The organism is Stutzerimonas stutzeri (assembly GCF_000590475.1).
GTDB lineage: Bacteria > Pseudomonadota > Gammaproteobacteria > Pseudomonadales > Pseudomonadaceae > Stutzerimonas > Stutzerimonas stutzeri_D.
In genome coordinates this window covers 1,777,434-1,801,546 of the sequence record NZ_CP007441.1, presented here as the reverse complement: position 1 = coordinate 1,801,546, position 24,113 = coordinate 1,777,434, and the positions used below count along the sequence as shown (strand labels likewise).

Below are 24,113 nucleotides of genomic sequence, written 5' to 3'. Positions count from 1 at the left end.
ATGAGCAATCCCGACCTCGAAAACAGCCGTTGGTATACCCAGTTCTGGGCCTGGTTCGTCATTGGCATCCTGCTGCTCTCGGTCGTCCTCGGCACCTCGATGCTGACCATCGCAATTCGCAATTCCGACACCCTGGTCTCGGATAATTATTACGATGCCGGCAAGGGCATCAACCAGTCGCTGGAGCGCGAGAAGCTCGCCGAGCGTCTGCAAATGCAGGCAACGATCGTCCTCAACGACGAACGAGGGCTGGCCGAGGTGCAACTGAGCGGTCATAGCGGGCCGCAGCAATTGGTGCTCAATCTGATCTCTCCCACTCAACCCGAGCGTGATCGCCGCATTGTGCTCCAGCCCCAAGGCGACGGTTTCTACCAGGGGCAAATGCAAGAGCCGGTCACCGGTAGACGTTTCGTCGAGCTGCTCGGCCGCGAGGGCGATCAGGACTGGCGCCTGTTCCAGGAAAAGGAAATCGTAAGCGGCCAGACGCTCAAGCTGAGCCACTGATCGGTCGATGGCGAGCCCTACTCCCTGCTATCACTGCGGACTTCCAGTTCCAGCTGGCAGCGCCTTCCGCGCCCGCGTGCTCAATGAGCAGCGGGCGCTGTGCTGCCCAGGCTGCCAGGCGGTCGCAGAAGCAATCGTTCAAGGCGGCCTGGAGAGCTACTACCTGCATCGCAGCGATGCCTCTATCAATCCCGCCGCTCTGCCACAGGCACTCACCGAAGAGCTGGCCCTCTACGATCGCAAGGACGTACAGCAGCCATTCGTGCAGCACGAAGGCGAACTGGCCAGCACCTCCCTGATGATCGAAGGCATCAGCTGTGCCGCCTGCGGTTGGCTGATCGAGAAACATCTGCGCGGACTCGACGCAATTGCCGAGGCGAGCCTGAACCTGTCCAATCATCGCCTGCGGGTCCGCTGGAGCGATGCCGCCCTACCGCTCAGCGAGTTGCTCGCCGAACTGCGACGCATCGGTTACGCCGCGCATCCCTACCAGGCTGACCAGGCGGCGGAGCGCCTTGCACAGGAAAACCGCCGCAGCATGCGTCAGCTGGGTGTGACCGGGTTGCTCTGGATGCAGGTCATGATGGCAACCATGGCGACCTGGCCCGAGTTCAACATCGACCTCTCGCCTGGCATGGCCAGCATTCTTCGCTGGACCGCCCTGCTGCTGACCACCCCTATCGTTTTTTATTGCTGCACCGACTTTTTCAAGGGGGCGCTGCGGGATCTACGCACCCGCCACCTGACCATGGATGTCTCGGTGTCCTTGGCCATCGGCGGCGCCTACGTCGCCGGAATCTGGTCGACCGTGACAGGCCAGGGCGATCTGTATTTCGACGCCGTGGGCATGTTCGCGCTGTTTCTGCTCGCCGGACGCTTCCTTGAACGCCGTGCCAGGGAACGCACCGCCGCGGCGACTGCGCAGCTGGTCAACCTGCTGCCAGCGTCCTGCCTGAAGCTCGTCGAAGACGGCCAAACGGTGCGCATCCTGCTCAGCGAGCTGCAGCTCGGCGATCGTATATTGGTGCATCCAGGTGCGCTGGTCCCGGCCGATGGGCGTATCGTCGACGGGCAATCGAGCATCGACGAATCGGTCCTCACCGGGGAATACCTGCCGCAGACGCGAAGCACCGGTGATGCCGTCACCGCCGGCACCCTCAACGTCGAAGGTAGCTTGATCATAGAAGTGAGCGCTCTGGGTGACAGCACCCGCCTTTCCGCTATTGTGAGTCTGCTGGAGCGCGCTCAGTCGGACAAACCGCGATTGGCCGAGCTGGCCGACCGGGTCGCACAGTGGTTTCTGCTGATCGTACTGCTGACCGCTGCCGTCGTCGGCTTCGTCTGGTGGCAGATCGACCCGCAACGCGCGTTCTGGATTGTTCTCGCCTTGCTGGTTGCCACCTGCCCCTGCGCATTGTCGTTGGCGACCCCAACTGCATTGACCACAGCCACCGGAACGCTGCATCGACTCGGGCTATTGCTTACCCGCGGGCACGTCCTCGAGGGGCTCAATCACATCGACACGGTGATCTTCGACAAGACCGGTACTCTGACCGAAGGGCGCCTGACCCTGAGTGAGGTTCGCCCCTTGACCGAATTGGACGTCGACGCCTGCCTGGCCCTGGCCGCTGCCCTGGAGAATCGTTCCGAACACCCGATCGCCAGAGCGTTCGGGCGAGCGCCACAAGCGGCCAATGCAGTGGACAGCATCCCTGGGCTGGGTCTGCAGGGCTCGGTCGACGGACGCATCCTGCGCATTGGTCAGCCCGATTTCGTTGCCGCCGGCTATGCCGGCACTGCCCCCGCCATACCCGGCGACCAGGGCCAATGGCTGCTGCTGGGCGACACGCAGGGACCACTGGCGTGGCTGGTGCTTCAGGATCGTCTGCGCGACGACGCGCCCGCACTGCTGCATGCGTGCAAGCAGCGTGGCTGGAAAACAGTTCTGCTGTCTGGTGACAGCTCGCCAATGGTCGGCGAGGTCGCCCGACAACTCGGCATCGCAGAAGCCCACGGCGGGATGACCCCGACCGACAAGCTCGCTCATCTGCAGCAACTGCAAGCCGAAGGCCGTCGCGTGCTGATGCTGGGCGACGGCGTCAATGACGCGCCGGTGCTGGCTGCTGCGAATATCAGTGTGGCCATGGGCTCGGCGACCGATCTGGCCAAGACCAGCGCGGACGCGGTCCTGCTCAGCAATCGTCTTGACAGTCTGGTGCTGGCGTTCGCCGTGGCACGCCGCAGTCGTCGAATCATCGTCGAGAATCTTGCCTGGGCGAGCCTTTACAACGGTTTGATCCTTCCGTTCGCCGCGATCGGCTGGGTCACACCGCTATGGGCGGCGCTGGGGATGTCGGCCAGTTCGCTGCTGGTGGTGCTGAATGCCTTGCGATTGACCCGCCTGCCCAATCCGCCGACGCCCCGACAACCCGCGCTGCCTGGCGTAGGATAAACGCTGTACGTCAGCGCCGACTCGCCCTTGCCGTACCCTACTGGAGACCCCTATGGCCGCGCTCTATATTCTGATTCCCGTCGCCGTGGTGCTGGTCGCGCTGGCCATCTGGGTGTTTTTCTGGGCGGTCGACAGCGGCCAGTACGACGATCTGGACGGCCCCGCCCATAGCATCCTGTTCGATGAGGAAGACCCCAAGCATCGCGCCGGCATCGAACAGGCCGACAAAGGCAGCGACGAAGGAAAATCCGATCGTGGCTGAACTGTTGCCGCTGCTGGTATCGGCCCTGGTACTCGGCCTGTTGGGCGGTGGGCATTGCTTGGGTATGTGCGGCGGATTGATGGGAGCCTTGACCATAGCGATCCCTGCGGAACAGCGCGGTAGACGCCTGCGCCTGTTGCTTGCCTACAACCTTGGCCGTGTTCTCAGCTATGCCGCTGCAGGGCTGCTCATCGGGCTGGCCGGCTGGGCAGTTGCCAACAGCCCTGCCGCCATGACGTTGCGAGTCGTAGCTGCCCTCCTGATGATCAGCATGGGACTGTATCTGGCAGGTTGGTGGAGCGGCCTGACGCGTGTCGAAGCACTAGGACGTGGGCTATGGCGCCACATTCAGCCGTTCGCCAGTCGCCTCATGCCGGTCAGGAGCCTGCCACGGGCGCTGCTGCTCGGCGCCCTCTGGGGTTGGCTGCCCTGCGGGCTGGTCTACAGCACCTTGCTGTGGGCCGCGAGCCAGGGTGATGCTGTGGACAGCGCGCTGCTGATGCTGGCTTTCGGTATCGGCACATGGCCCGTCCTGCTGGCAACCGGGCTGGCAGCCGAACGCCTTACTGCGGTGCTGCGTAAACGTGGCGTGCGAGTGCTCGGCGGCATCGTGGTCATTCTGTTCGGCGTGTGGACATTCCCGGGCCCGCATCAACAATGGCTGATGGGCCATGACGTATCAACGCCAACGCACGCTCCGGCTTCAGGGCATCAGCACCATTGACAGTCACGCCGGACGAGACGGTACGTGGGGCCGCACCCGGGCCCCGACTACCTTGCATTAAAGCTTCGGCTCTTTCGGAAGCTGGCGCTTATGCGCCGATTTGTCATACGTCTCGATGATGATTTGCGCCGCCTCGTCAGGTACCGAGCGTCCCTGCAAAAAGGCGTCGATGTTTTCGTAGGTGACGCCGTGTGCAGCCTCATCCGGTTTGCCGGGGGACAGCTCCTCGAGATCAGCCGTCGGAACTTTCTTAACCAATTGCTCGGGTGCGCCTAGCGCGGCGGCTAGCTCGCGCACCTGGTATTTGACCAGGCCCGCCAACGGCGTGAGATCGCAGGCGCCATCACCGAACTTGGTGAAAAAACCCATGACCGCTTCGGCGGCATGATCGGTGCCGATCACCAGACCCTGACGGGCATTGGCGATGGTGTACTGAGCCACCATGCGCATCCGCGCCTTGGTGTTGCCGAGTACGAAGTCGCGCTTTTCCGGCGTCAACGACTCCAGCGCCTCGGTAGCACGCGACAGTCCTTGCACGGCGGCGCCTATGTTGACGGTATGGCATTCATCCGGCTTGATCGTATCGACCGCCAACTGCGCCTCGTCCTCGTCATGCTGCACCTGATAAGGCAGGCGGACGGCGATGAAGCGGTAATCATCGCCCTCCCCTGCGGCGCGCATGCCTTCGACCGCACACTGTGCGAGCAAGCCGGCAGTGGTCGAATCGACGCCGCCGCTGATCCCCAGAACCAACGTCTTAAGGCCGGATTCGCGTAGGCATGACTGAATAAAAGCAACGCGCCGATCGACCTCGGCCTTTACGGCGGACGGGCCGTCGAAAGGCGGGCAAACGTTGAGGGCGGCAGCGATCTCTTGCTGGCGGCTGTGCATGAGTTTCTCCTTTGCAGATAAGCGATTGGGCTTCAGTTTGACTAATCCGACCATAATTCAGCGAATAAATCTCCTTCTACTCGCCACCGGTCTCTGAGCCTATCCCAAGTTCTGGACTCGCTTGATACAGGTCAAGTCTACGCGGCTACGCTCGCCCTAGAATCCCATCACCGCCGTCAGCCCGAGAACCTAAGATGCTCGACGTCATTCGCTGGGATGCCGATCTGATTCATCGTTACGGCCAGACTGGGGCACGCTATACGTCGTACCCGACGCCGTTCCAGCTCAGCAGCAACGTGGGTTCCTTCCACCTGTTGTACGCGCTGCGTCGCAGCCGGCACGCAAGCCGGCCGCTTTCGCTGTACCTCCATCTGCCTTTCTGCACTAACGCCTACTACCATTGCCAGCGCAACAAGGTCATCACCGATGACAGCAAACGAGCATCTTCCTATCTGCAGCGTCTGGAAAAGGAGATCGAGATGATCGCCTGCCACCTCGGCGCTGACCAGATAGTCAAACAGTTGCTTTTCGGTGGTGGCACACCGACATTTTTCGGACATGACAAATTGCGGCGGCTGATGGCTCACCTGCGCAAGCAGTTCCTCCTGCCGGACGATGACCACGCAGATTTCGGGATCGAAATCGATCCGCGCGAAGCGGACTGGCCAACGATGGGGCTGTTGCGCGAGCTTGGGTTTAATCGCGTCAGTATCGGCCTGTCGGATCTGGATCCGCAGGTGCAGCGGGCAAACAAGCGAGTGCAGACGCTCGAACAGACCCAGACGATCATCGAGGCCGCTCGAACCCTGCAGTACCGCACGATACACATCGATCTCGTCTTCGGGCTGCCATTACAGACGTCAGAGCGTTTCGCGCAAATGGTGGATGCCGTCATCGCCCTGCAACCGGACCGCGTAACCGTGTCCGGCTATGCGCATATACCTGTACGGTTCATGGCGCAGCGACGGATCGATGCCGCAGACCTCCCGACCCCAGCCGACAGACTGGCGATGTTGCAATACAGCGTGGAGCAACTGACCCGATCCGGCTACCGCTATATCGGTATGGATCTTTTCGCCCTGCCAGACGACGAACTGGCCATGGCGCAGGAAGACGGCAAACTGCAATGCAATGTTCAAGGCTATACCACCCATGGACACTGCGATCTGATCGGTCTGGGCGTTTCGGCAATCAGCCAGATCGGCGAACTGTACTGCCAGAACAACAGCGATATAACCCTCTACCAACAGACGCTGGACCAAGGTCAATTGGCAACGGTTCGCGGACTGCGATGTAGTGAAGACGACCACATCAGACGCCGGGTGATCCAGGCGCTGGCCTGCAACTTCGAGCTGCACTTCAACGAAGTCGAGCGGGACTACGGTATCGGTTTCAGGAGCTATTTCGAAGCGATTTGGCCCGCGCTGGAGCGGATGGCCGCCGATGGCCTCATCCAACTGAAGGAAAACGCTATCTTCATCTTGCCAGTCGGACGCCTCTTGGCTCACTCGGTGTGCATGCTGTTCGACCATTACTCGTCTGTACACCCCACTGCGCGTCTTCCCCGAGCTATCTAACCACCTAAAAGCCACCTGCGACCCTTGGGCCAATTGGCCTATGTTCCGTGCCTGAGTTAACCTTACGCGTCCCGCAAGGTTTTTCAGGAACCGTCAATGTCCGAGTCAATCAAGGCCCGCAAGCTGCCGCAACCTCATTGCAAGGACTGCAGCCTTTCCGGCCTCTGCCTGCCGCTTTCGCTGAATATGCAGGATATGGAAGCGCTGGATGACATCGTCAAGCGTGGGCGTCCATTGAAGAAAGGTGAAACGCTTTTTCGTCAGGGTGATGCCTTCAGTTCCGTGTTCGCGATCCGCTCCGGCGCCCTGCGCACATTTAGCCTCACGGACGCTGGCGAGGAACAGATCACGGGGTTTCACTTACCCAGCGAACTGGTCGGGCTATCCGGCATGGATACAGAAACCTATCCGGTTTCCGCACAGGCGCTTGAGACGACCTCGGTATGCGAAATTCCGTTCGAGCGCCTCGATGAGCTCAGCGTGCTGCTGCCTCAACTGCGTCGACAGCTGATGCGCATCATGAGTCGTGAAATTCGCGACGATCAGCAGATGATGATGTTGCTGTCGAAGAAAACCGCTGATGAACGCATCGCGACATTTTTGATCAATTTGTCGGCTCGCTTCAGTGCGCGCGGCTTTTCGGCCAATCAGTTCCGTCTACCCATGTCACGTAATGAAATCGGCAGCTATCTCGGCCTGGCGGTAGAGACCGTCTCCCGTGTGTTTACTCGCTGTCAGGCGAACGGCTTGTTGGAAGCCGAAGGCAAGGAAGTGCGTATCCTTGACTCCGTCCGGTTATGCGCCCTGGCGGGCGGAAACATGAACGCGTAATGGAGTCCTTATGATTTTCGATGAATTCTCGATCAAGACATTGATACGTCCCGTCCCGGATTTTCCCAAGCCAGGCGTGATATTTCGCGATATAACACCGTTACTGCAGTCGCCAAAAGCTCTTCGAATGGTGGCTGACAGTCTGATCCAGCGTTATGTTGAAAGTGACTTCAGTCATGTTGGCGCGCTGGATGCCCGCGGCTTCATCATCGGCTCGATCATCGCCTACGAATTGAACCGCCCGCTGATTCTTTTCCGCAAGAAAGGCAAGCTCCCCGCCGACGTGCTGGCTGCCTCCTATCGCACCGAGTACGGCGAAGCCTATCTTGAAGTGCACGCAGACAGCCTCTGTGAAGGCGACTCGGTATTACTGCTGGACGACCTGATCGCCACCGGTGGCACATTGGTTGCCGCCGCTCAGCTGGTTCGGCGCATGGGCGCACAGATTCACGAAGCCGCTGCGATCATTGACCTGCCCGAACTGGGTGGCTCGCGCAAGTTGCAGGACATGGGTATTCCCACGTTCACCCTGACCGCATTCGAGCTGAACGAGCGCTAGTAGTGCTGCGCCAGACCGCAACGGCCGTTCGCTGTGCAGCGCTGCTGGGGTTGCTGGTGTATTGCTCATCCTCGCTTGCCCTCGACCGCAACGCCCTGTTCGATGAGGCGAACCTGTTGCTCCTGCCCCGCGAGCGGCAGCTGCCGAATCTGGAGTTCGTGGACGAGCATGGTCAGGCGGTCACGACCGATTCGCTGCGCGGCCGCTGGCATCTGCTGTTCTTTGGATTCACGGCTTGCCCGGACATCTGCCCTACGACGCTGAGCGACATGCGCCGGCTGTTCGGCCAGTTGCCGTCGTCGGTCAGCGATCAGATCCAACTGATATTGGTCAGCGCCGATCCGGCCCGCGACACGCCCGAGACACTGCGTACTTATCTCGGCTATTACCGGGCGGGATTTAAAGGTTGGACCGGCGATATCGCGCAACTGCAGAAACTGTCCAAGGCACTAGGCCTCCCATTCGTTCCCGTAGATAAGACCGAGGGCGAATACAGCGTCAGTCACAGCGGCAACCTGGCCATTGTCAGTCCCGATGGCAAGCTGCGTGGCCACATCCGTAGCCCCCTCAGACTGGACGGCCTCCGCCACGCCCTGCCGCAGTTAATCGAAGCCGAGTGACGGACTGTCGGGACGACCATCAGGTCTTAGTGACAGTCCAGCGTGTCGGCTAACACATAGGCTTGAAAGGCGACTTCGTCGACCCAGTGCTGAGTGACATCGGCCAGCATCTGTTTTCCCCGGCTGCCTGAAACGACCCGTTCGATCCGCTGCTGGAGCGCAGCGTCATCCGCCTCGATTCGCAAAGACAGAACGGCGTCTTCTAGCGCAGGCAGCAGCCGGTTATAGCGACGCCATTCAGGCAAAGCGGCGATCGGCTGCAGCAACAGACGATCGCCCACCACCGCCTGGCATTCACCGAGCTTCAGACCGATCAGCGCTTGCGCAGCGCTGGGATAAGTGCGCGCGACACCGCCGAAGCGGGAGACAACGACAGCGGCATGGGGACTGCCCTCCGCAACGCAAAACGGCTTGCCGGCGAGCTCCGACCATTTGGCAGGCCCCGTTTCGGCTGCCGTAAGCCCCGCGATCTCGCTGGAGTAGTAGGTCGCACCCGAGCCAACTGCACCGATCCGAAGATCGGCCTGCGCGTATCCATCGACCAGAACGATATCGCCATCCAGCATCTCGCCCAGGCCGGCGAGCCAGGAGGCCTCGAACCCGTCGGCCACTGGCTCCGCTTCCGCCGCCTTGAGCGGGCGATAATCTCCAACAAGCACAGCCTGCAAGGGCGCCGCAAAAGCGGCGAACGGGACCATCAGCAAAAGCATCAGCCGCAGCAGGCATGACATCACCGCGTACCTCTCAGACGTACTGGTAGCGCAGCATCCGTTGCTTGAATTTTTCCAGCACCACCTGATCGATTATCGTCGCCAGGATGGCAATAACCAGAATGTTCATCATCACCCCAATCATGTCGGCTATCTCGCCGGAATAGGCCAGTGAGCGCCCCAGTCCCTGACCAAAGCCGATCAGCATTTCCGCCGAGATCAGTGCCCGCCAGGCATTACCGAAGGCCAGCTGCGCACCGGTGATCAGCTCCGGCATGACCGCTGGCAGATAGACTCGCCGCAGCAATTGCCAGCGCGACGCGCCCATCACTCGCGCCGCGGCGACATGGACCGGTTGCACACTTTCGGTGGCATTCATCACTGACAACGCCATCGGGAAGAATGCCGCCAGCGCTACCACCACAATGATGGGCAGATTGCCGAAGCCCATCACGATGAGAAACAGCGGCACCCAGGCAATCGATGGAATCGATTGGAGAATCACGATGGCCGAGCGCAGAATTTCGCGGAAGAAGAACAGGACCCCTCCCACCAGGCCGAACCCGATCCCGAACAGCAAAGCAAAGCTGTACCCGCTGCCCAGCCGACTCATGCTGCCGTAAAGTCCTTCACGAAACACAGGCTCCTGAACCGTGGCGAACAATCGCTCGAAAACGACCGGAATGCCCGGCATCAGGAATGCTGGCAAACTCCAGGCCGCGACCTGCCAGATCAACAGAATGAAAAGAATCGCCAGTACCACGGCGAGGTATTTTTTCGGACCGGTAAGACGACGTCCCTGGCTCATCAGTGTCCTACCTCCGTTTTAATGCCCAACAACCGCAGAATTTCACGCCGCTCGGCCGCGAACTCGGACAGATCGTGGCTCTTCTCGCAATGGGTGAAATTGAAGGTATTCAGCACCCGTGCCGGACGCGCGCTGAACACCAGCACGTGGTCGGCCAGGTACAGCGCCTCGTCAACGTCATGCGTAACCAGCAGCACCGTGGGTTGATGCTCGTCGATCAGCTCACGCAGCACATCCTGCAAGGCCATGCGCGTAAGTGCATCGAGAGCGCCGAAGGGCTCGTCGAGCAGCAGCACTTCCGGCTTGGCGATGAAGGCGCGCGCTAACGCGGTGCGCTGGCGCATGCCGCCGGAAACCTGATGCGGGTAGTAATGTTCGAAGCCATCCAGACTGACTCGGGCGAGCCAGGCCTTTGCTTGCTCGAACGCATCGGTTTTGGCGACCCCTTGTAGCTCCAGGGCCATGGCTACGTTGGCCTGCAGCGAAAGCCAGGGATACAGCGCATGCTCCTGAAAAACCAGCGTGCGCCGAGGACTCGGCCCGAGGATCTTCTTGCCGTCTGCGAGCACCCGCCCTGCGGTCGGATTCTCCAGCCCGGCAACCAAGTGCAACAGTGTCGACTTGCCACAACCGGAAGGCCCCACCAAGGCGACCAGCTCACCTTGGCCGAACTCGCCGTTGAAGCCTTTTATGACTTCGAGCTCCCCAAAATGCTTGTCTACTTCTTCAAACCTGAGCTGCATTGCGTTGAAGACCTCAAAAAACTACCCGATTGGACGGGCTGAATGACACTGCCCGACGCTAGGGCCGGGCAGTGTGTTAAACGATCCGCGGTCGGGCTTAGAGCTTGCGGGCTTCCTGCCAGGACAGATCCAGGATGGCGCTGGTGTCGAACGGTTTACCGTCGCGGGTCTTGAGCGAACCGAGATCCTGGAGGATGTCGGCCAGCTCCTGTATGCGTGCCAGGTCGTCATTGCCCAGCTTGGCGCTGAACGTCTGAGTAGCGATAGCTTCTTTGATAACGACTTCGCGAGGCAGATCACCGCGATTGAGCGTTTTCAGCGTCGGTTCGGCAATGAAATAATCAGCGATAAGCTTGGCTGCTTCGGCCGGTTGATTTTCCAGCAAGTCGATCGCCTCACGTTGGGCGTCCAGCGATTGCCAGACTTCCTCCTTGCGCTTCTCCAAGGTTTCGCCCGAGGTAATCACCACCATGCAAGGGAATGGCCAGACCTCGCCGATCTCATAAACCTGCTTCACGGGAGCCACGAGCTGGGCGATACGGTCGTAGGGCTCGAAGAGGAACGCCGCATCGGCGCGACCGGAAACCAGAGACTGTACCGCGACCGCCGGGCTGGTACCCATGATGTTCACGTCACGGGGTGACACGCCGGCGTCCTTCAATGTAACGCCACGCAGGACCGCGTCAGCGGTGCTGCCCTCTTTCTGAGAGGCGAGAATCTTGCCTTTCAGGTCAGCTATCTTCTCGATACCTGTTCCTTCACGAGCCACGATGGAGTGATAGCCCTGCTGCGCACCGCCGACAACTTTGAGGTCAGCACCCTTGGAGGCCCAGGCAACTGCGTTGGTGAATCCGAGAACACCTGTGTCCAACTGTCCGCCGATAATGGCCTTGATCAGGTCGGTACCGGAGCTGAATTCAACCAGCTCGACGTCGAGGCCGTGCTTCTTGTACAGCTCCCCTTCGTAGGCAACCATCGCCTGAGCATCATCCATGACTCGGATGTAGCCGACTTTGAATTTTTCCTGTGCTTGCGTAAAAGCGCTCAGCAGCAGCAGGGCGGGAACCAGCCAGTGTTTTGCCTTCATCATCGACCTCGGGTTCTTAGGCAGCGTTAGGCTTTATAACCAAAACAAAGCCTATAATTACTTTTGGCTATTAAGCGTTTCTGGCTTAGAACTTTACACGAAGTGCTTTTAGATCGGCACTACCTAGCAGCCATAAGCCACTAACGTTAGGTTATAAAGCTCGAATCCTATTGCCCTAACAGCAATGGGCGACAGTCAGAGCGTGATCGTCTTTCGCCCGGCCAACGCATGAGCAAGGGTGCCCCCATCCACCAGATCGAGCTCGCCGCCCAGCGGTACGCCGTGCGCAATGCGGCTGAGCGTCAATCCCTTCGGGATCAATAGCTGGGCGATGTAATGAGCAGTCGCCTCGCCTTCCACGGTCGGGTTGGTGGCCAGTATCGCCTCGCTGAAATTGCCTTCAGCCACGCGCACCAAAAGTTCGGGAATGCCAATGGCTTCGGGCCCCAGGCCATCGAGTGGGGACAGATGCCCCTTGAGTACGAAATAGCGACCGCGAAAACCAGTCTGCTCTACGGCGAACACATCCACCGGGCTCTGGACAATGCACAGCAGCGAATCGTCCCGCCTCGGGTCGGCGCATTGCGGACAGAGTTCCTCCTCACTCAGCGTACGGCACTGCCGGCAATACCCCACTTCTTCCATCGCTCGCGTCAGCGCCTGGGCCAATCGCAGCCCGCCGCTCCGGTCACGTTCAAGCATTTGCAGCGCCATGCGCTGTGCGGTTTTTTGCCCGACACCGGGAAGAACGCGCAGCGCATCGATGAGTTGACGAATAAGCGGGCTGAAAGACATGGGTTCACCGGAGCGAAGATGAAACGAGAGGGATTGTTCGAGGAAGACAAGGACAGACGGGCCCGAGCCGTAAAGACCGCCTGATCCTGGCGCCTTTCACGGCTCGCACGGTCCGTCGATTGGGTGTCAGATCGACACCCGTGGTGGATCAGAAAGGCATCTTGAAGCCCGGCGGCAATTGCATACCGTCGGTCATGCCCGCCATTTTTTCCTTGCTGTTCTGCTCGATCTTGCGCACCGCATCATTCACCGCAGCGGCAATCAGGTCTTCGAGGATTTCCTTGTCTTCCTGCATCAGGCTGTCGTCCAGGCTCACGCGCTTGACGTCATGTCGGCCGTTCATCACGACGCTTACCAGGCCGGCACCGGATTGACCGGTCACCTCGGCGTTGGCGAGCTCCTCTTGCATCTTCTGCATTTTTTCCTGCATCTGCTGCGCCTGCTTCATCAGGCCGGCCATGCCACCTTTCATCATGGGATCTACCTCGGATCAGGGTTCGGAGTGTTCTACGGGTTCGATGGTACCGTCGCGAATGACCGCCGCGAACTGTTGCATCAATTGCTGTACCACGGGATCGGCCTGGATCGACTGTTCAGCCGCCCGCTGCCGCTCACCGCGGCGGCGCGCCGCTGCCTGAGCGGGCGTTTCCTGTTGGGGGCTCTGCAGCTCGATATCCAGTTGCAGCGTGCGGCCATGGTACTGGTTCAACGCATCGTTCAGACGTCGATGCTGAGTCGCGTTGAACAGCGCACTTTGAGCCGGGTCCAGGTGCATAAGCCAGCGATCACCGTCTACGGATATCAATGTGCAATTTGCCGCGATGCTACCGGTCAAGCCTCCCAGGCCCAGCTTGAGATAGATATCGAGCCATTCTGCAGCCAGCCCGGTTGCGGGCTCGATCGCTGGGGTTGGCTCAGCGGCCTCCGGTTCCGAAGCCAGGTCATCCAGCCCATCTATATAAGCTTCGGCCTGCGTTTCGACCTCAAAATAGTCTTCATCAGTCAGCGGTGGTTCATCATCGTCCGGCTCGCTTACCTCGACGACTGCAGCCAGATGCTCCGGCTCGCCGGTAGGCTCTGGCCTTTGCTCCAGCGCCTCACTCTCCACCGCTACCGGAGGCGTGTCGGGCGGCTCGTTCCAAGGCACATCGACAACGTGGGGCGCGGGCTCCGGCTTTGCGGGCTCGGGTAACGCATCAACCGGCACGGCACTCGTTGTGGCCAGCGGTTCCGGCGCGGGAATGGCAGCTGCCGGAGCGGGCGGCGGTTCTGCCTGGTGAACGGGCTGAGGGGCAACGGCAGCGGGCTGCGCGGGCGCCTTCGGCACTGCAACCGGATCACGAACCGGCGCAGCCGATGTCGCTGGGCCGGCCACGTTCGTTGTTCCGGAATCAGTCGTGGCCGGACTGATCCCCAATTTCTTTAATGGCGTTCGCGGTGCGCCTTCACTGTCGGCGGGCCGAAACGCGAGCATGCGCAACAGGACCATTTCGAAGCCGCTGCGAGGGTCGGGGGCCAGCGGCAGATCGCGGCGGCCGATCAGGCCCATCTGATAATAGAACTGTATGTCCTCAGCCGGCAGCGCCTGCGCCAGAGCCAACACCCGGTCACGATCACCCTGACCGTTGTCGATCGCGTCCGGCAACGCCTGGGCGACGGCGACACGGTGTAGAACATTGAGCATTTCGGCCAGCACGCCGCCCCAATCAGGCCCTTGTTCGGAGAGATGACGAACCGCCTCGAGCAGGGCCCGGGCATCGCCTTCGAGCAGCGCCTGCAACACGCCATACACCTGTCCGTGATCGAGGGTCCCGAGCATGCTGCGGACATCGGCCGCGAGCACCTTGCCTTCACCAAATGCAATAGCCTGATCGGTCAGACTCATCGCATCGCGCATCGAGCCGTCGGCGGCGCGACCCAGCAACCAGAGGGCATCTTCCTCGAAAGGCACTTGCTCGACACCCAGCACATGGGTCAAGTGCTCGACCACGCGCTCGGGCGGCATGTTCTTCAGCGAGAACTGCAGGCAGCGCGAGAGGATGGTTACCGGGAGTTTCTGCGGGTCCGTTGTGGCTAGCAGGAATTTGACGTGGGGTGGTGGCTCCTCAAGGGTCTTGAGCAGCGCGTTGAACGAGTGCGACGACAGCATGTGCACTTCGTCGATCAGGTAAACCTTGTATCGACCGCGGCTGGGGGCGTACTGCACGTTGTCCAGCAGCTCGCGGGTATCCTCGACCTTGGTGCGGCTCGCGGCGTCGACCTCGATTAGGTCGACGAAACGACCTTCGTCAATCTCACGACAGACCGAGCATTCGCCACAGGGCGTGGAACTAATGCCGGTCTCGCAGTTGAGGCATTTGGCGATGATTCGCGCGATGGTGGTCTTACCGACCCCGCGCGTGCCGGTAAACAGGTAGGCATGGTGCAGGCGCTGGCTGTCCAGCGCGTTGATCAGGGCCTTGAGCACGTGCGTCTGCCCGACCATTTCGCGGAACGAGCGCGGACGCCATTTACGGGCTAGTACCTGATAACTCATAACACCATCGCGGGATAAAGCAGAGGACGGGTAATGCTAGCGGAGCAGGCCGCAAATTGCATCCAGCCTGTCGCCCGGAACCCGAACGGGCATCGCATTCACAACAAGGTCCGATCAGCGCTTCAGGGTCGCACCGAGGGCTTCCACCAGCTGCTCCAGCTGCGGCTGGGCGGAGCTGATCTCGATCTGCAAGCTGTCTATTTCCCGACGCGGCGGGTATTGCTTGCGTAGCTGATCGAAGTCGATCCGGCGTTGCTCTTCTTCTTCGCCCAGGCTGCGGCGAAAAGCAGCGTCATCCCTGCGCGGGTCATAAACGGCTCGGCAGATCGTCGCCAGGACGTCTCCGGGCTTGGCCGAGGCATCGAAGGAAAGCCCCCGGAGCGGCGCAACGGGCATCAGTTCGGATAGTGCGACTTTCGGCTCCAGCCCTCGGCTGGCGCAAAACGCCTGATAGACCTGGGCCGTTCCACGCAGTTTGCCGTCCAGGCTGTAGCCGGCAATGTGCGGTGTCGCGATCCAGCAGAGTTCCGCCAGTTCGACATTGACCTGCGGTTCCCCTTCCCAGACATCGAGCACCGCCTGGATATCGGGCCGCCGGGCCAATTGATCGCGCAGGGCGGCATTGTCGACGACCGCACCACGGGCGGCATTGATCAACCATGCGCCTGGGCGCAACTGCGCCAGGCGAGCGCTATCGAACAAGTGGAACGTCGAATGCTCTCCTTCCAGCGTCAAAGGCGTATGCAGACTGATGACATCACATTCTTGGAGTATTTCATCCAGGCCGACGAACTCACCGACCTCCCGCGCCTGGCGCGGTGGATCGCAGACACGCACATCCCAGCCCAGGCCACGCAACACGTTCACCAGCCTGCCACCAACCTCGCCAGCCCCGACCACACCGTAGCGGCGAGCGTCCAGCTCCAGACCCTCGCCTTCGGCCAGTGCCAGCAGGCTGCCGAGTACGTAATCGACCACACCACGGGCGTTGCACCCCGGCGCACTCGCCCAACCGATACCCACTTCTTCGAAGTAATCGATGTCCAGATGGTCCGTACCGATGGTGCAAGTGCCTACGAAGCGTACAGCGCTCCCTTCGAGCAGCTCGCGGTCGACCCGGGTGACAGACCGCACCAGCAATACCTCGGCCTGCTCGACCGCCGCTCTATTGATACTTCGGCCCGGCATACGACGAATCTCGCCATGCTCGGCAAAAAAGGCTTCGATCAGTGGGATGTTTTCATCGGCAAGGATGCGCATTGGTAGGCTCCGTCATTGATCCGCCCATTCTAGACCGCGTCCAGCCGCTGTGCTGCCTTCCCGAAAGCCGCTCTCGCGGCGTAGACTAGGTCGCTTCTGTATACAATCTGGAAACATCAGCAATGCCCACTGAGTTGAAACTCAGACGAGTACGCATTGAACTGCGAACGCTCTTTGCCCTCGCTTTACCAATGATGATCGCCCAACTGGCGAACACGGCCATGGGCTTCGTCGACACACTGATGGCCGGGCGTGTCAGTCCCCACGACCTTGCCGCAGTCGCCCTGGGCAATTCCATCTGGGTTCCGGTGTTCCTGCTGGTCACCGGGATCATTCTGGCAACAACACCCAACGTCGCTCAGCGCTTCGGCAGTGACCAGCATGCACAGATCGGCCCGCTGGTCCGGCAAGCGCTGTGGATGGGGTTCGGTATCGGATCGCTGTTCGCATTATTGATGTGGAATGCCGAACCGGTGCTGCATCTGATGCAGGTCGAGCCGGTGCTGATCGACCCCACCATGGCCTACTTGCGGGCAGTCGCCTGCGGCTTTCCGGCAGTGGCTCTGTATCAGGTGCTGCGTTGCTTCAGCGACGGGCTCGGTCACACCCGGCCTAGCATGGTGGTGGGCATTCTCGCGCTGACGCTGAATATCCCGCTGAACTACATTTTCATCTACGGCAAACTGGGCCTTCCGGCCATGGGCGGGGTCGGCTGCGGCTGGTCGACCGCACTGGTCATGGGCTTCATGTTGCTGGCAATGCTGTTCTGGGTACGCCGCGCCGAGTATTACCAACCAAGCCGGCTGTTTGCCCGGTTCGATTGGCCAAAATGGTCGGTGCTCAGCCGTCTGCTGTCGGTCGGCGTACCCATTGGCGTTGCGGTGTTCGCCGAGGCCAGCATCTTCTCGGTCATCGCGCTGCTGATCGGCGGCCTGGGCGCCACCGTGGTCGCCGGGCACCAGATCGCGCTGAATTTCACCTCGCTGATCTTCATGATCCCGCTGTCGTTGGGCATGGCCATCACCATCCGCATCGGCCAGGCGCTGGGGCGTGGCGCACCGCGCGATGCGCGCTTCGTAGCGGGTGTGGGAATCGTATCGAGCCTGGTCTATGCCTGCTTCTCTGCAGGTTCCATGCTGCTGTTCAGCGAGCAGATCGCCCGAATCTACACCACCGATCCGGCGGTCATCGCGGTCGCGGCCAGCCTGTTCTTCTATGCCGCGCTGTTCCAGTTCTCCGACGTGGTCCAGGTCACCGCCGCAGGCGCCCTACGCGGCTACCAGGACACGCGCATGACGATGATCTTCACCTTGTTCGCTTACTGGGGGATTGGCCTGCCGGTAGGCTACGTGCTTGGCCTCACCGACAGGTTCGCAGATCCGAGCGGTCCCGCCGGACTCTGGCAAGGTCTGATTGCCGGTTTGAGCTGCGCTGCAATACTCCTGACCATTCGCCTGGTGCGAAGCGCCCGGCGCGAAATCCACCGACAGCCTTTCCGGGTCACCACATAGCAGCGGCCCGGCCCGCTCACACCTCAAGCGCCAGCATGACCGCACTCGCCAACAAAAAGCCGCTGAACAGCAGGCGAAGCAGGCGTTCCGGCAGTGCATGTGCCAGCCTCACGCCAAGGCTGATGCTCAGGAGACCGCCGATGGCGAGCGGCAATCCCAGCGCCCAATCGACCTGTCCATGGGTTGCATAGGTGAACAAGGTGACCGCGGTGCTGGGTGCCGCCAGCGACAACGAAAGCCCCTGCGCCACGACCTGGGAAGTACCGAAAACGGCGGTGAGCACCGGCGTCGCAAGCACCGCGCCACCAACGCCGAACAACCCGCCCAGCGCTCCGGCACCAGCGCCCAGTACTCCCAGCCAAGGCCAGGGATGACGCAGCTCGGTCCCTCCGGGGTGAGGGCGAAAGAAAACACGCGTTAGGGTGTAGATAGCCAAGGCCACAAGGAAACCGACAAAAGCGATACGCATACGTCCTGCATCCAGCGATACCGCGATGGCGGCGCCGCCGATAGCGAAGCAGAAACTGGCGACACCCAGCGCCGCGGCGTGACGTGCGTCGATGCGGTTGCGTTGGTGATAACGCCAGATGGCGAGCAGAACATTGGGCACCACCATGACCAGCGCCGTGCCTTGCGCAACCTGCTGGTCAAGATCGAACAGCACACCCAGTACTGGAATCGCGATCAGCCCACCGCCGATCCCGAACAGACCACCAAGTGTTCCCAGCGCCAAACCCAACACTATGTTCAGTCCGAATTCGACGAGGTCCATGATCGCTTCCTGATAAAACTGCCATGCTACTCAGCGGCGCCTGGCAGGTATACGCACAGATGTGCACAATGGTTTTGCGATTCCTGCACAACTGAGCAAACCCATGGATGCCACCGCCCTCACAGACCAGTTCAGACTGTTTCTCGATGTGCTCGATACCGGCAGCTTCTCGGCTGCGGCCCGCCTGCACGCGCTCACCCCGTCATCCGTCGCACGTCGCATCGACTCGCTGGAACGTTCACTCGACTGCCAGCTGGTCAGCCGCAGCACCCACTCAATCAAGCCCACCGCCGCCGGGCAGGCGTTTGCCGAACGCGCCAGACGCATCGTCCAGGAGCTGCACCTTGCGCGGGCGGAGATGACGTCGCTGCAAAGTGCACCAGAAGGTCGTATCCGCATCGATGCGCCCGCCCCCTTCGGACGTCGGCACCTGGCGCCCGCGCTTGCAGAATTCTTGCAAATCTATCCGGGGGTGGACATTCAGCTGCGTCTGATCGACAGCTTCGTCGACTTGCAAGGCGAGCATCTCGGCGAAGTCGATTTGGTGCTGCGCATCGGGCCGCAGGCCGATACGCGTCTGGTCGCCACGCCGTTGGCGCCGCTACTGCGCATCCTCTGTGCCAGTCCTAACTACCTGCAAAGCCGAGGCAGACCGCACAGCGTGGCGGAACTGCCGGAGCATGACGGACTGGACTGGGATACTTTGGCGCCACCGCATGCGTGGAGGTTCGAGCACGAGGGCAAACGGCAACTGTTGCGCCCAAGACGCCTGCGCATGGTTGCGAACAATGCTGAGGCATTGCTTTGCGGCACCTTGGCCGGTCTGGGCATCGGGCATCTTCCGACCTGGTTGGTCAGCGACCACCTGCTGCGTGGCGAACTGGTGCCGTTGTTTTGCGAAAAGGGCCTGCCAACGCCGGAGCCAAGCGGCATTTATGCCCTTCGACTGACTCGGGAAGCCGACTCTCGAAGTCGGTTATTGCTGGAATTCTTGAAAAGCCGCTTCGGCCCGGTCCCACCTTGGGACCAGGCGCTGCAAAGTGGACTCAGCCTTGGTTGAACGGAAACGGTGATCAGACGGAGCAGCCGGAGAGTTCTTGAGTCACACCCCAGCCATCGACTACACCACCCAGCGGTTCGACTAGATCCTCCAGATCTTGCTCGAAATCACCAATGCCATCGAAGGTGGCATACATCACTTTGCTGACCTGAAGATCCCAAGCGCCATCATCACGGGGGGCTATCTGAGCGTTGACGCACTCGCCTCGAAATGTACTGGCCGCGGCGCTTGCACGTTCACGATCGGGAAACACGGCATAGAACTCTATCGGATGGACACGGGCAAAATCGAAACCGCCCTCTTTCATCCTCAGTAGCACATTGCCGCTTACATCCTCATGGAAGGTGGTACTCATAAAACAACCTCCTCGCACTCATGGATGAACGATGTCAGGAATGGAAAAGCCTTTATTCAGCCTCGTTGCAGATATTGATATTGACTAGACAGTGTCAACGTTAGTTATGCGGCCGGATAATCGAGGCCTGGGGCAAAGAAAGAATCTGTGCGGTGTAATCAATAGGCCTCTACGGCGCCAGGTAGTTCGATTCAGCTGCAGTCATAACGATGATTGCAGCACCTCGGGTCCGCATGCCTCGGGCTTGCCCTACCGGCCCCCCAATCGCCAGCAGCATGCAGCCAGCCGCCCTTCGAACATACGGTGAATGCCACGTGGCTGCAATGGGCGTGTCGGGGCGCCAGGCGGAAGGATCAGAAGTTGTGCTGAGCTAGCGCCCTGCAGCAAAGCTACAAGGCACTGCGCGACTTAGTCGTTACTGGGCTTGCTGATAGCCTGCAGCACGTACTGAGGCAACGCGAACGCGCCGAGGTGAATGTGCGGGTTGTAGTAGCGGGTAACGATGCCGCTCCCGGCGAAACGCTGGCACAGCGTTTCCAACGGCAGTTTGCGGGTGCCCGAATCGCAAGCGCCCCAGGCGAAGGTCATCGCGCCGCCGATATAAGTGGGCACCGCGGCCTGATAGAAGTGCCAGTCCGGGAAGAGCCCTGTCATGCGCTTGGCGGTAGTCTGCACTTCAGCCAGTTGCATGAACGGCGTGCCGTTCTGCGTGACGAGGATGCCGCCTTCATTGAGGCAACGACGGCACGCCTGGTAGAAATTTTCCGAGAACAAGACCTCACCCGGCCCGATGGGATCGGTCGAGTCGGAAATGATGACATCGAACTTTTCTTCGGTGGTTGCGACGAAGCGCATGCCGTCATCGATCACCAGGTTCAGCCGCGGATCATCGAATGCCCCTCTTGAATGCTCCGGCAGAAATTCCTTGCACATCTCCACGACGGTGCCGTCGATCTCGACCATGGTGATGCTCTCAACATCCAGATGCTTGGCGACTTCGCGCAGCATGCCGCCGTCACCGCCACCGATGATCAGCACGCGACGCGCCAGACCATGGGCCAGAATCGGTACGTGAGTAAGCATTTCGTGATAAATGAATTCGTCTGCCTCGGTGGTCTGAATCACCCCATCGAGTGCCATGACGCGTCCCATACGAGCGTTCTCGAAGATGACCAGATGCTGATGCTCGGTGCGTACTTCATGCAACATCTTGTCGATGCTAAAGCGCTGGCCGTATCCCTCGTAGAGAGTTTCCTGATAATCGCTCATGGGGTATCTCCCTGATGGATGGCGTAACAGACACCTGCAGGCCGCGCAGGCTGTCCGTTGGCAAAGAGGCGCATTCTACTTTGCTCTCAAGACAGGTGGAACCTTCCGCTTTCAAAGCGCATCCGGTGAAGACAGCCTAATCAATGCCGGCTATCGTCGATCCATGAAGCTCATTCTTCTCCCTTATCTGCCCCCTTGGACCTGGTCGCAATTTCACCAGCATTTTGCGCTGCGCTTGCTGCCTAGCGTCGAGACGCTCGACTCCGACCGCTACAGCCGCACCGTGCGCATCGGCGACCGTGCCGGCTGGATCAGCGTCCGGCCATTACCGGCGCAGGCCTGCCTCGAACTGATGCTGAGCGATTCGCTGCACGATCACGCGGCCGAGCTGGCACTGCGGGTGCGCAAGATGTTCGACCTCGATAACGATCCAGCCATCGTGGCACGGCATTTCTCGGCCGACCCATTACTCGGCCCGCTGATCGCGACGAGTCCCGGACTGCGGCTACCCAGCGCCTTCGACCCATTCGAACAAGCTGTACGGGCTATTGTCGGGCAGCAGGTCACGGTGAAGGCGGCAGTGACCATTACCCGGCGTCTGGTGGAACGGCTTGGCAACGAGCTCGCTCAGACACCGCCAAACGAAGCCGGCGGTTTGCTCAGGTTGTTTCCCACTCCGCAAGCCATAGCTGGCGCTCAGCTGGATAAGATCGGCATGCCCGGCAAGCGAGTCGCGACCTTGCAATATCTTGCAGCCGCGGTGGCTGAAGGCGCACTTGAGCTTCATGTTGATAACGGCGTCGATGAACTGGTCAGCCGGCTCTGCGAACTGCCCGGCATCGGCCCTTGGACCGCCCAGTACATTGCCTTGCGCGGATTTGGCGAGGCGGACGCCTTTCCGGTCGCCGACCTCGGCCTGCTGAAAGCGCCAATGTGGGGAAGCGGAGGCATTTCAGCCAGAGAGCTGCTGGCGCGCTCGCAGGCCTGGCGGCCCTGGCGAGCCTATGCCGCTGTGCATATCTGGCAGAACTACGGCAGTGCCATGACGGATCCGAAGCAGAGGCAGCTTAAGGCGGTGGAATCTTCGCCAGTACTTGCGGTGGGTCGCTAAACGGCAGAGCCAGGATCAACCCTTCACCAGAGCGAGGAAACACGCCAGTCAGTGCGGTGACATTGACCTGGTGAGTAACGAGGACAACAGCCTGCGTCATCGGTAACGAATCAAGCAGCTCGTGCAACGCATCGGTCTGCCCAGTTTCCCGGTCTGCATGGCCAAAGAACGAATCAAGTGCCGGTAGCGGCTCGATCGAGCCCAGCGCCATCTGCTCCGCAGTCTCCAATGCCCGACACCAACGACTGCTGAACACTCGCGGATTGGATATATCTTTGCCTCGAAGCAAGGCGCCCCAACGCTGTGCCTCCAGCCGTCCGGCGTGGTCAAGATTACGCTGAGTCGTGCAATCTCCAAGCACGAACCCAGGCGGATCGCCGTATCCCGGCGCCGTGGCATGACGAAGAAGCAAAACCGCGCGTCCTTCGCGCAGCATCGTCCAGGCAGCAGCATCATCAGCAAGCACGCCGATTGCCCAGAGCACCAGGGCGACCGCCATGCTCGCCTTGCGCACGTTACAACCTGACTTTGGCAAGATGCCCGGCGGCCACTAACCACATGATCAGCCCCACGACCGGCAATAGCACAATGACGAGGCTCCAGATGATCTTGCGTCCGACCTCGATGCGCGTGCGCCAGACCTGAATGATGGCGACGACATCAGCCACCAGCACCATCAGGGCCAGCAGCGCACTCCAGATTTCCACGCGTCAAGGCCTCAGGTTCCGATCGTCGGGACGGTTACCACGCGGCCCCATGATGCCCCAGAGGATCAGGCCCAGAACCGGCAGGATGACGATCAGTAACACCCAGAGGGCCTTTTTGCCCCCGGTGCTATCGCTACGGAGCACGCTGACGATGGCCCAGATATCCAGTGCCAGGATAAGCAGGCCGAAAATACCGCCGAAGGCATCGGTCATGGCAAGACTCCAAATTACGGTGAGTTCGTAATTAGGATGCCTGGGCGGTAAGAGGGTTCAGTAGACGCCCGCTCAGTAACGGGCCGGATCGATTGCATCGAAGCGCTCAACCACCTCATGGTCGGCCAGCGTTCCACCTTCGCGGACCAACCCACAGGTATACATGCCGGCCTGACGTGCGGCGTCCAGCTCTTCCACCACGTCGGACAGAAACAGGATCTCACTAGCCGACAAGCCGATCGAGGCGGCAATACGGACATACGAATCCATCTCGCGCTTATGACCGCTGCTCGTATCGAAATAGCCGGAAAAAAGCGGCGTCAGGTCACCCACCTCGGCGCAGCCGAAGATCAGCTTCTGCGCCTGGACCGACCCCGACGAGTACACATAGAGCGCGTAGCCCTGCTCATGCCAGCGGCGCAACGCCTCCACTGCGTCAGGGTATACATGACCTTTGAGCTGCCCGGCGCGATAGCCTTCAGCCCAGACCATGCCTTGCAGCGACTTCAGCGACGTCGCCTTGCGATCGGCAGCGATCCACTCCAGCAGGATCTCAGCAACGCGCTCGAGTTCGGCATCCGGCTCGCCGCTCTCGCGGCGTACCGCCTCGATCTGCTCAGCCACCGCAGGCTCTTGCGCACGGCTGCGCACGAACGCCGGCAAATGCTCTTGAGCGTACGGGAACAGCACATCGAACACGAAGCTCACCGCACTGGTAGTACCTTCGATGTCGGTGAGGATGGCTTTGATCGGCAT

At 60.7% G+C, this 24,113-nt stretch carries 27 protein-coding genes; 11 read left to right on the top strand and 16 right to left on the bottom strand.

Translation table 11 applies throughout. The features are described 5' to 3' along the window. Genes CH92_RS08445 through CH92_RS08430 form a run of 4 tightly spaced genes read left to right on the top strand, consistent with a single transcriptional unit; the run spans position 1 to position 3,942 of the window. Positions 1–504: a FixH family protein gene (locus CH92_RS08445; RefSeq protein ID WP_025241338.1), complete on the top strand. Its 504-nt coding sequence runs from the start codon at positions 1–3 to the stop codon at positions 502–504. Between the two features lie 7 nt (positions 505–511). Next, complete coding sequence (locus CH92_RS08440; RefSeq protein WP_025241337.1) at positions 512–2,956, top strand: heavy metal translocating P-type ATPase; 2,445 nt, start codon at positions 512–514, stop codon at positions 2,954–2,956. Between the two features lie 52 nt (positions 2,957–3,008). Continuing rightward, positions 3,009–3,218, top strand: a complete 210-nt coding sequence (ccoS, locus tag CH92_RS08435; protein WP_025241336.1) for a cbb3-type cytochrome oxidase assembly protein CcoS — start codon at positions 3,009–3,011, stop codon at positions 3,216–3,218. Beyond that, positions 3,211–3,942, top strand: coding sequence for a sulfite exporter TauE/SafE family protein (locus tag CH92_RS08430; RefSeq protein WP_025241335.1), 732 nt, complete (start codon positions 3,211–3,213; stop codon positions 3,940–3,942). The genes ccoS and CH92_RS08430 overlap by 8 nt, the downstream gene beginning before the upstream one ends. Positions 3,943–3,999: 57 nt before the next feature. Here the strand turns inward: CH92_RS08430 and nadE are convergent, their stop codons facing one another. Beyond that, entirely contained in the window at positions 4,000–4,833 is an 834-nt protein-coding gene (gene nadE, locus CH92_RS08425) for an ammonia-dependent NAD(+) synthetase (RefSeq protein WP_025241334.1), read from the bottom strand. A gap of 194 nt (positions 4,834–5,027) precedes the next feature. Between nadE and hemN the strand changes: the two genes are divergently transcribed. The 4 genes from hemN (at position 5,028) to CH92_RS08405 (ending at position 8,420) form a co-directional block, all read left to right on the top strand. Beyond that, positions 5,028–6,410 carry an oxygen-independent coproporphyrinogen III oxidase gene (gene hemN, locus CH92_RS08420; protein WP_025241333.1) on the top strand — a complete coding sequence of 461 codons (1,383 nt, stop codon included), beginning with the start codon at positions 5,028–5,030 and terminating at the stop codon, positions 6,408–6,410. A 96-nt stretch (positions 6,411–6,506) separates the two neighbouring features. Then, entirely contained in the window at positions 6,507–7,241 is a 735-nt protein-coding gene (fnr, locus tag CH92_RS08415; protein ID WP_025241332.1) for a fumarate/nitrate reduction transcriptional regulator Fnr, read from the top strand. A 10-nt stretch (positions 7,242–7,251) separates the two neighbouring features. Beyond that, positions 7,252–7,800 (top strand): adenine phosphoribosyltransferase, encoded by a 549-nt coding sequence (locus tag CH92_RS08410; RefSeq protein ID WP_025241331.1) that lies wholly within the window; start codon positions 7,252–7,254, stop codon positions 7,798–7,800. Between the two features lie 5 nt (positions 7,801–7,805). After that, positions 7,806–8,420, top strand: a complete 615-nt coding sequence (locus CH92_RS08405) for an SCO family protein (RefSeq protein WP_038623356.1) — start codon at positions 7,806–7,808, stop codon at positions 8,418–8,420. A 26-nt stretch (positions 8,421–8,446) separates the two neighbouring features. Here the strand turns inward: CH92_RS08405 and CH92_RS08400 are convergent, their stop codons facing one another. From CH92_RS08400 to pdxB, 8 genes are all read right to left on the bottom strand, one after another. Then, positions 8,447–9,151, bottom strand: a complete 705-nt coding sequence (locus tag CH92_RS08400) for a transporter substrate-binding domain-containing protein (protein WP_025241329.1) — start codon at positions 9,149–9,151, stop codon at positions 8,447–8,449. A gap of 13 nt (positions 9,152–9,164) precedes the next feature. Further along, positions 9,165–9,938: an ABC transporter permease gene (locus tag CH92_RS08395; protein ID WP_025241328.1), complete on the bottom strand. Its 774-nt coding sequence runs from the start codon at positions 9,936–9,938 to the stop codon at positions 9,165–9,167. Next, entirely contained in the window at positions 9,938–10,681 is a 744-nt protein-coding gene (locus CH92_RS08390; RefSeq protein ID WP_025241327.1) for an ABC transporter ATP-binding protein, read from the bottom strand. The genes CH92_RS08395 and CH92_RS08390 overlap by 1 nt, the downstream gene beginning before the upstream one ends. A gap of 97 nt (positions 10,682–10,778) precedes the next feature. Continuing rightward, positions 10,779–11,768, bottom strand: a complete 990-nt coding sequence (locus tag CH92_RS08385; RefSeq protein WP_025241326.1) for an ABC transporter substrate-binding protein — start codon at positions 11,766–11,768, stop codon at positions 10,779–10,781. A 195-nt stretch (positions 11,769–11,963) separates the two neighbouring features. Continuing rightward, the gene (gene recR, locus CH92_RS08380) at positions 11,964–12,563 is read right to left on the bottom strand and encodes a recombination mediator RecR (RefSeq protein WP_025241325.1); all 600 of its coding nucleotides are present in this window, start codon (positions 12,561–12,563) and stop codon (positions 11,964–11,966) included. 148 nt (positions 12,564–12,711) lie between these two features. Further along, positions 12,712–13,038 carry a YbaB/EbfC family nucleoid-associated protein gene (locus CH92_RS08375; RefSeq protein ID WP_025241324.1) on the bottom strand — a complete coding sequence of 109 codons (327 nt, stop codon included), beginning with the start codon at positions 13,036–13,038 and terminating at the stop codon, positions 12,712–12,714. Between the two features lie 15 nt (positions 13,039–13,053). Next, on the bottom strand, positions 13,054–15,099 hold the full coding sequence (gene dnaX, locus CH92_RS08370; protein ID WP_025241323.1) for a DNA polymerase III subunit gamma/tau: 2,046 nt from the start codon (positions 15,097–15,099) through the stop codon (positions 13,054–13,056). Between the two features lie 114 nt (positions 15,100–15,213). Beyond that, entirely contained in the window at positions 15,214–16,359 is a 1,146-nt protein-coding gene (gene pdxB, locus CH92_RS08365; RefSeq protein ID WP_025241322.1) for a 4-phosphoerythronate dehydrogenase PdxB, read from the bottom strand. Between the two features lie 122 nt (positions 16,360–16,481). Between pdxB and CH92_RS08360 the strand changes: the two genes are divergently transcribed. After that, positions 16,482–17,870 carry an MATE family efflux transporter gene (locus CH92_RS08360; RefSeq protein ID WP_025241321.1) on the top strand — a complete coding sequence of 463 codons (1,389 nt, stop codon included), beginning with the start codon at positions 16,482–16,484 and terminating at the stop codon, positions 17,868–17,870. Positions 17,871–17,886: 16 nt separating this feature from the next. On the opposite strand, the gene CH92_RS08355 is transcribed toward CH92_RS08360, so the two are convergent. Further along, entirely contained in the window at positions 17,887–18,642 is a 756-nt protein-coding gene (locus CH92_RS08355) for a sulfite exporter TauE/SafE family protein (RefSeq protein ID WP_025241320.1), read from the bottom strand. 103 nt (positions 18,643–18,745) lie between these two features. On the opposite strand from CH92_RS08355, the gene CH92_RS08350 reads away from it, so the two are divergent. Beyond that, on the top strand, positions 18,746–19,702 hold the full coding sequence (locus tag CH92_RS08350; RefSeq protein WP_025241319.1) for a LysR family transcriptional regulator: 957 nt from the start codon (positions 18,746–18,748) through the stop codon (positions 19,700–19,702). A gap of 13 nt (positions 19,703–19,715) precedes the next feature. Here the strand turns inward: CH92_RS08350 and CH92_RS08345 are convergent, their stop codons facing one another. Together CH92_RS08345 and speE are read right to left on the bottom strand one after the other, a co-directional pair. Then, on the bottom strand, positions 19,716–20,057 hold the full coding sequence (locus CH92_RS08345; protein WP_025241318.1) for a ribonuclease E inhibitor RraB: 342 nt from the start codon (positions 20,055–20,057) through the stop codon (positions 19,716–19,718). A 408-nt stretch (positions 20,058–20,465) separates the two neighbouring features. Beyond that, positions 20,466–21,326 (bottom strand): polyamine aminopropyltransferase, encoded by an 861-nt coding sequence (gene speE, locus CH92_RS08340; RefSeq protein WP_025241317.1) that lies wholly within the window; start codon positions 21,324–21,326, stop codon positions 20,466–20,468. 163 nt (positions 21,327–21,489) lie between these two features. Between speE and CH92_RS08335 the strand changes: the two genes are divergently transcribed. Next, positions 21,490–22,437 (top strand): DNA-3-methyladenine glycosylase family protein, encoded by a 948-nt coding sequence (locus tag CH92_RS08335; RefSeq protein ID WP_051517594.1) that lies wholly within the window; start codon positions 21,490–21,492, stop codon positions 22,435–22,437. Here the strand turns inward: CH92_RS08335 and CH92_RS08330 are convergent. The 4 genes from CH92_RS08330 to mtnC all read right to left on the bottom strand — a co-directional run bounded on the left by CH92_RS08330 (position 22,394) and on the right by mtnC (position 24,113). Next, complete coding sequence (locus CH92_RS08330) at positions 22,394–22,951, bottom strand: histidine phosphatase family protein (protein ID WP_025241315.1); 558 nt, start codon at positions 22,949–22,951, stop codon at positions 22,394–22,396. The genes CH92_RS08335 and CH92_RS08330 overlap by 44 nt on opposite strands. A 1-nt stretch (position 22,952) precedes the next feature. Further along, positions 22,953–23,144, bottom strand: a complete 192-nt coding sequence (locus CH92_RS08325) for a PLDc N-terminal domain-containing protein (protein ID WP_025241314.1) — start codon at positions 23,142–23,144, stop codon at positions 22,953–22,955. Between the two features lie 3 nt (positions 23,145–23,147). Then, a complete protein-coding gene (locus tag CH92_RS08320; RefSeq protein WP_025241313.1) occupies positions 23,148–23,357 on the bottom strand; it encodes a PLD nuclease N-terminal domain-containing protein in 210 nt (69 codons plus the stop codon). A gap of 72 nt (positions 23,358–23,429) precedes the next feature. Then, complete coding sequence (gene mtnC, locus CH92_RS08315) at positions 23,430–24,113, bottom strand: acireductone synthase (RefSeq protein ID WP_025241312.1); 684 nt, start codon at positions 24,111–24,113, stop codon at positions 23,430–23,432.

What these genes read in the sequence shown, in the direction of transcription:
- CH92_RS08445 (WP_025241338.1), top strand. Translation starts at nt 1, where the DNA reads ATGAGCAATCCCGACCTCGAAAACAGCCGTTGGTATACCCAGTTCTGG.
- CH92_RS08440 (WP_025241337.1), top strand. Translation starts at nt 512, where the DNA reads ATGGCGAGCCCTACTCCCTGCTATCACTGCGGACTTCCAGTTCCAGCT.
- ccoS (WP_025241336.1), top strand. Translation starts at nt 3,009, where the DNA reads ATGGCCGCGCTCTATATTCTGATTCCCGTCGCCGTGGTGCTGGTCGCG.
- nadE (WP_025241334.1), bottom strand. Translation starts at nt 4,833, where the DNA reads ATGCACAGCCGCCAGCAAGAGATCGCTGCCGCCCTCAACGTTTGCCCG.
- hemN (WP_025241333.1), top strand. Translation starts at nt 5,028, where the DNA reads ATGCTCGACGTCATTCGCTGGGATGCCGATCTGATTCATCGTTACGGC.
- fnr (WP_025241332.1), top strand. Translation starts at nt 6,507, where the DNA reads ATGTCCGAGTCAATCAAGGCCCGCAAGCTGCCGCAACCTCATTGCAAG.
- CH92_RS08410 (WP_025241331.1), top strand. Translation starts at nt 7,252, where the DNA reads ATGATTTTCGATGAATTCTCGATCAAGACATTGATACGTCCCGTCCCG.
- CH92_RS08400 (WP_025241329.1), bottom strand. Translation starts at nt 9,151, where the DNA reads ATGTCATGCCTGCTGCGGCTGATGCTTTTGCTGATGGTCCCGTTCGCC.
- CH92_RS08395 (WP_025241328.1), bottom strand. Translation starts at nt 9,938, where the DNA reads ATGAGCCAGGGACGTCGTCTTACCGGTCCGAAAAAATACCTCGCCGTG.
- CH92_RS08390 (WP_025241327.1), bottom strand. Translation starts at nt 10,681, where the DNA reads ATGCAGCTCAGGTTTGAAGAAGTAGACAAGCATTTTGGGGAGCTCGAA.
- CH92_RS08385 (WP_025241326.1), bottom strand. Translation starts at nt 11,768, where the DNA reads ATGAAGGCAAAACACTGGCTGGTTCCCGCCCTGCTGCTGCTGAGCGCT.
- recR (WP_025241325.1), bottom strand. Translation starts at nt 12,563, where the DNA reads ATGTCTTTCAGCCCGCTTATTCGTCAACTCATCGATGCGCTGCGCGTT.
- CH92_RS08375 (WP_025241324.1), bottom strand. Translation starts at nt 13,038, where the DNA reads ATGATGAAAGGTGGCATGGCCGGCCTGATGAAGCAGGCGCAGCAGATG.
- dnaX (WP_025241323.1), bottom strand. Translation starts at nt 15,099, where the DNA reads ATGAGTTATCAGGTACTAGCCCGTAAATGGCGTCCGCGCTCGTTCCGC.
- pdxB (WP_025241322.1), bottom strand. Translation starts at nt 16,359, where the DNA reads ATGCGCATCCTTGCCGATGAAAACATCCCACTGATCGAAGCCTTTTTT.
- CH92_RS08360 (WP_025241321.1), top strand. Translation starts at nt 16,482, where the DNA reads ATGCCCACTGAGTTGAAACTCAGACGAGTACGCATTGAACTGCGAACG.
- CH92_RS08355 (WP_025241320.1), bottom strand. Translation starts at nt 18,642, where the DNA reads ATGGACCTCGTCGAATTCGGACTGAACATAGTGTTGGGTTTGGCGCTG.
- CH92_RS08350 (WP_025241319.1), top strand. Translation starts at nt 18,746, where the DNA reads ATGGATGCCACCGCCCTCACAGACCAGTTCAGACTGTTTCTCGATGTG.
- CH92_RS08345 (WP_025241318.1), bottom strand. Translation starts at nt 20,057, where the DNA reads ATGAGTACCACCTTCCATGAGGATGTAAGCGGCAATGTGCTACTGAGG.
- speE (WP_025241317.1), bottom strand. Translation starts at nt 21,326, where the DNA reads ATGAGCGATTATCAGGAAACTCTCTACGAGGGATACGGCCAGCGCTTT.
- CH92_RS08335 (WP_051517594.1), top strand. Translation starts at nt 21,490, where the DNA reads ATGAAGCTCATTCTTCTCCCTTATCTGCCCCCTTGGACCTGGTCGCAA.
- CH92_RS08320 (WP_025241313.1), bottom strand. Translation starts at nt 23,357, where the DNA reads ATGACCGATGCCTTCGGCGGTATTTTCGGCCTGCTTATCCTGGCACTG.
- mtnC (WP_025241312.1), bottom strand. Translation starts at nt 24,113, where the DNA reads ATGCCGATCAAAGCCATCCTCACCGACATCGAAGGTACTACCAGTGCG.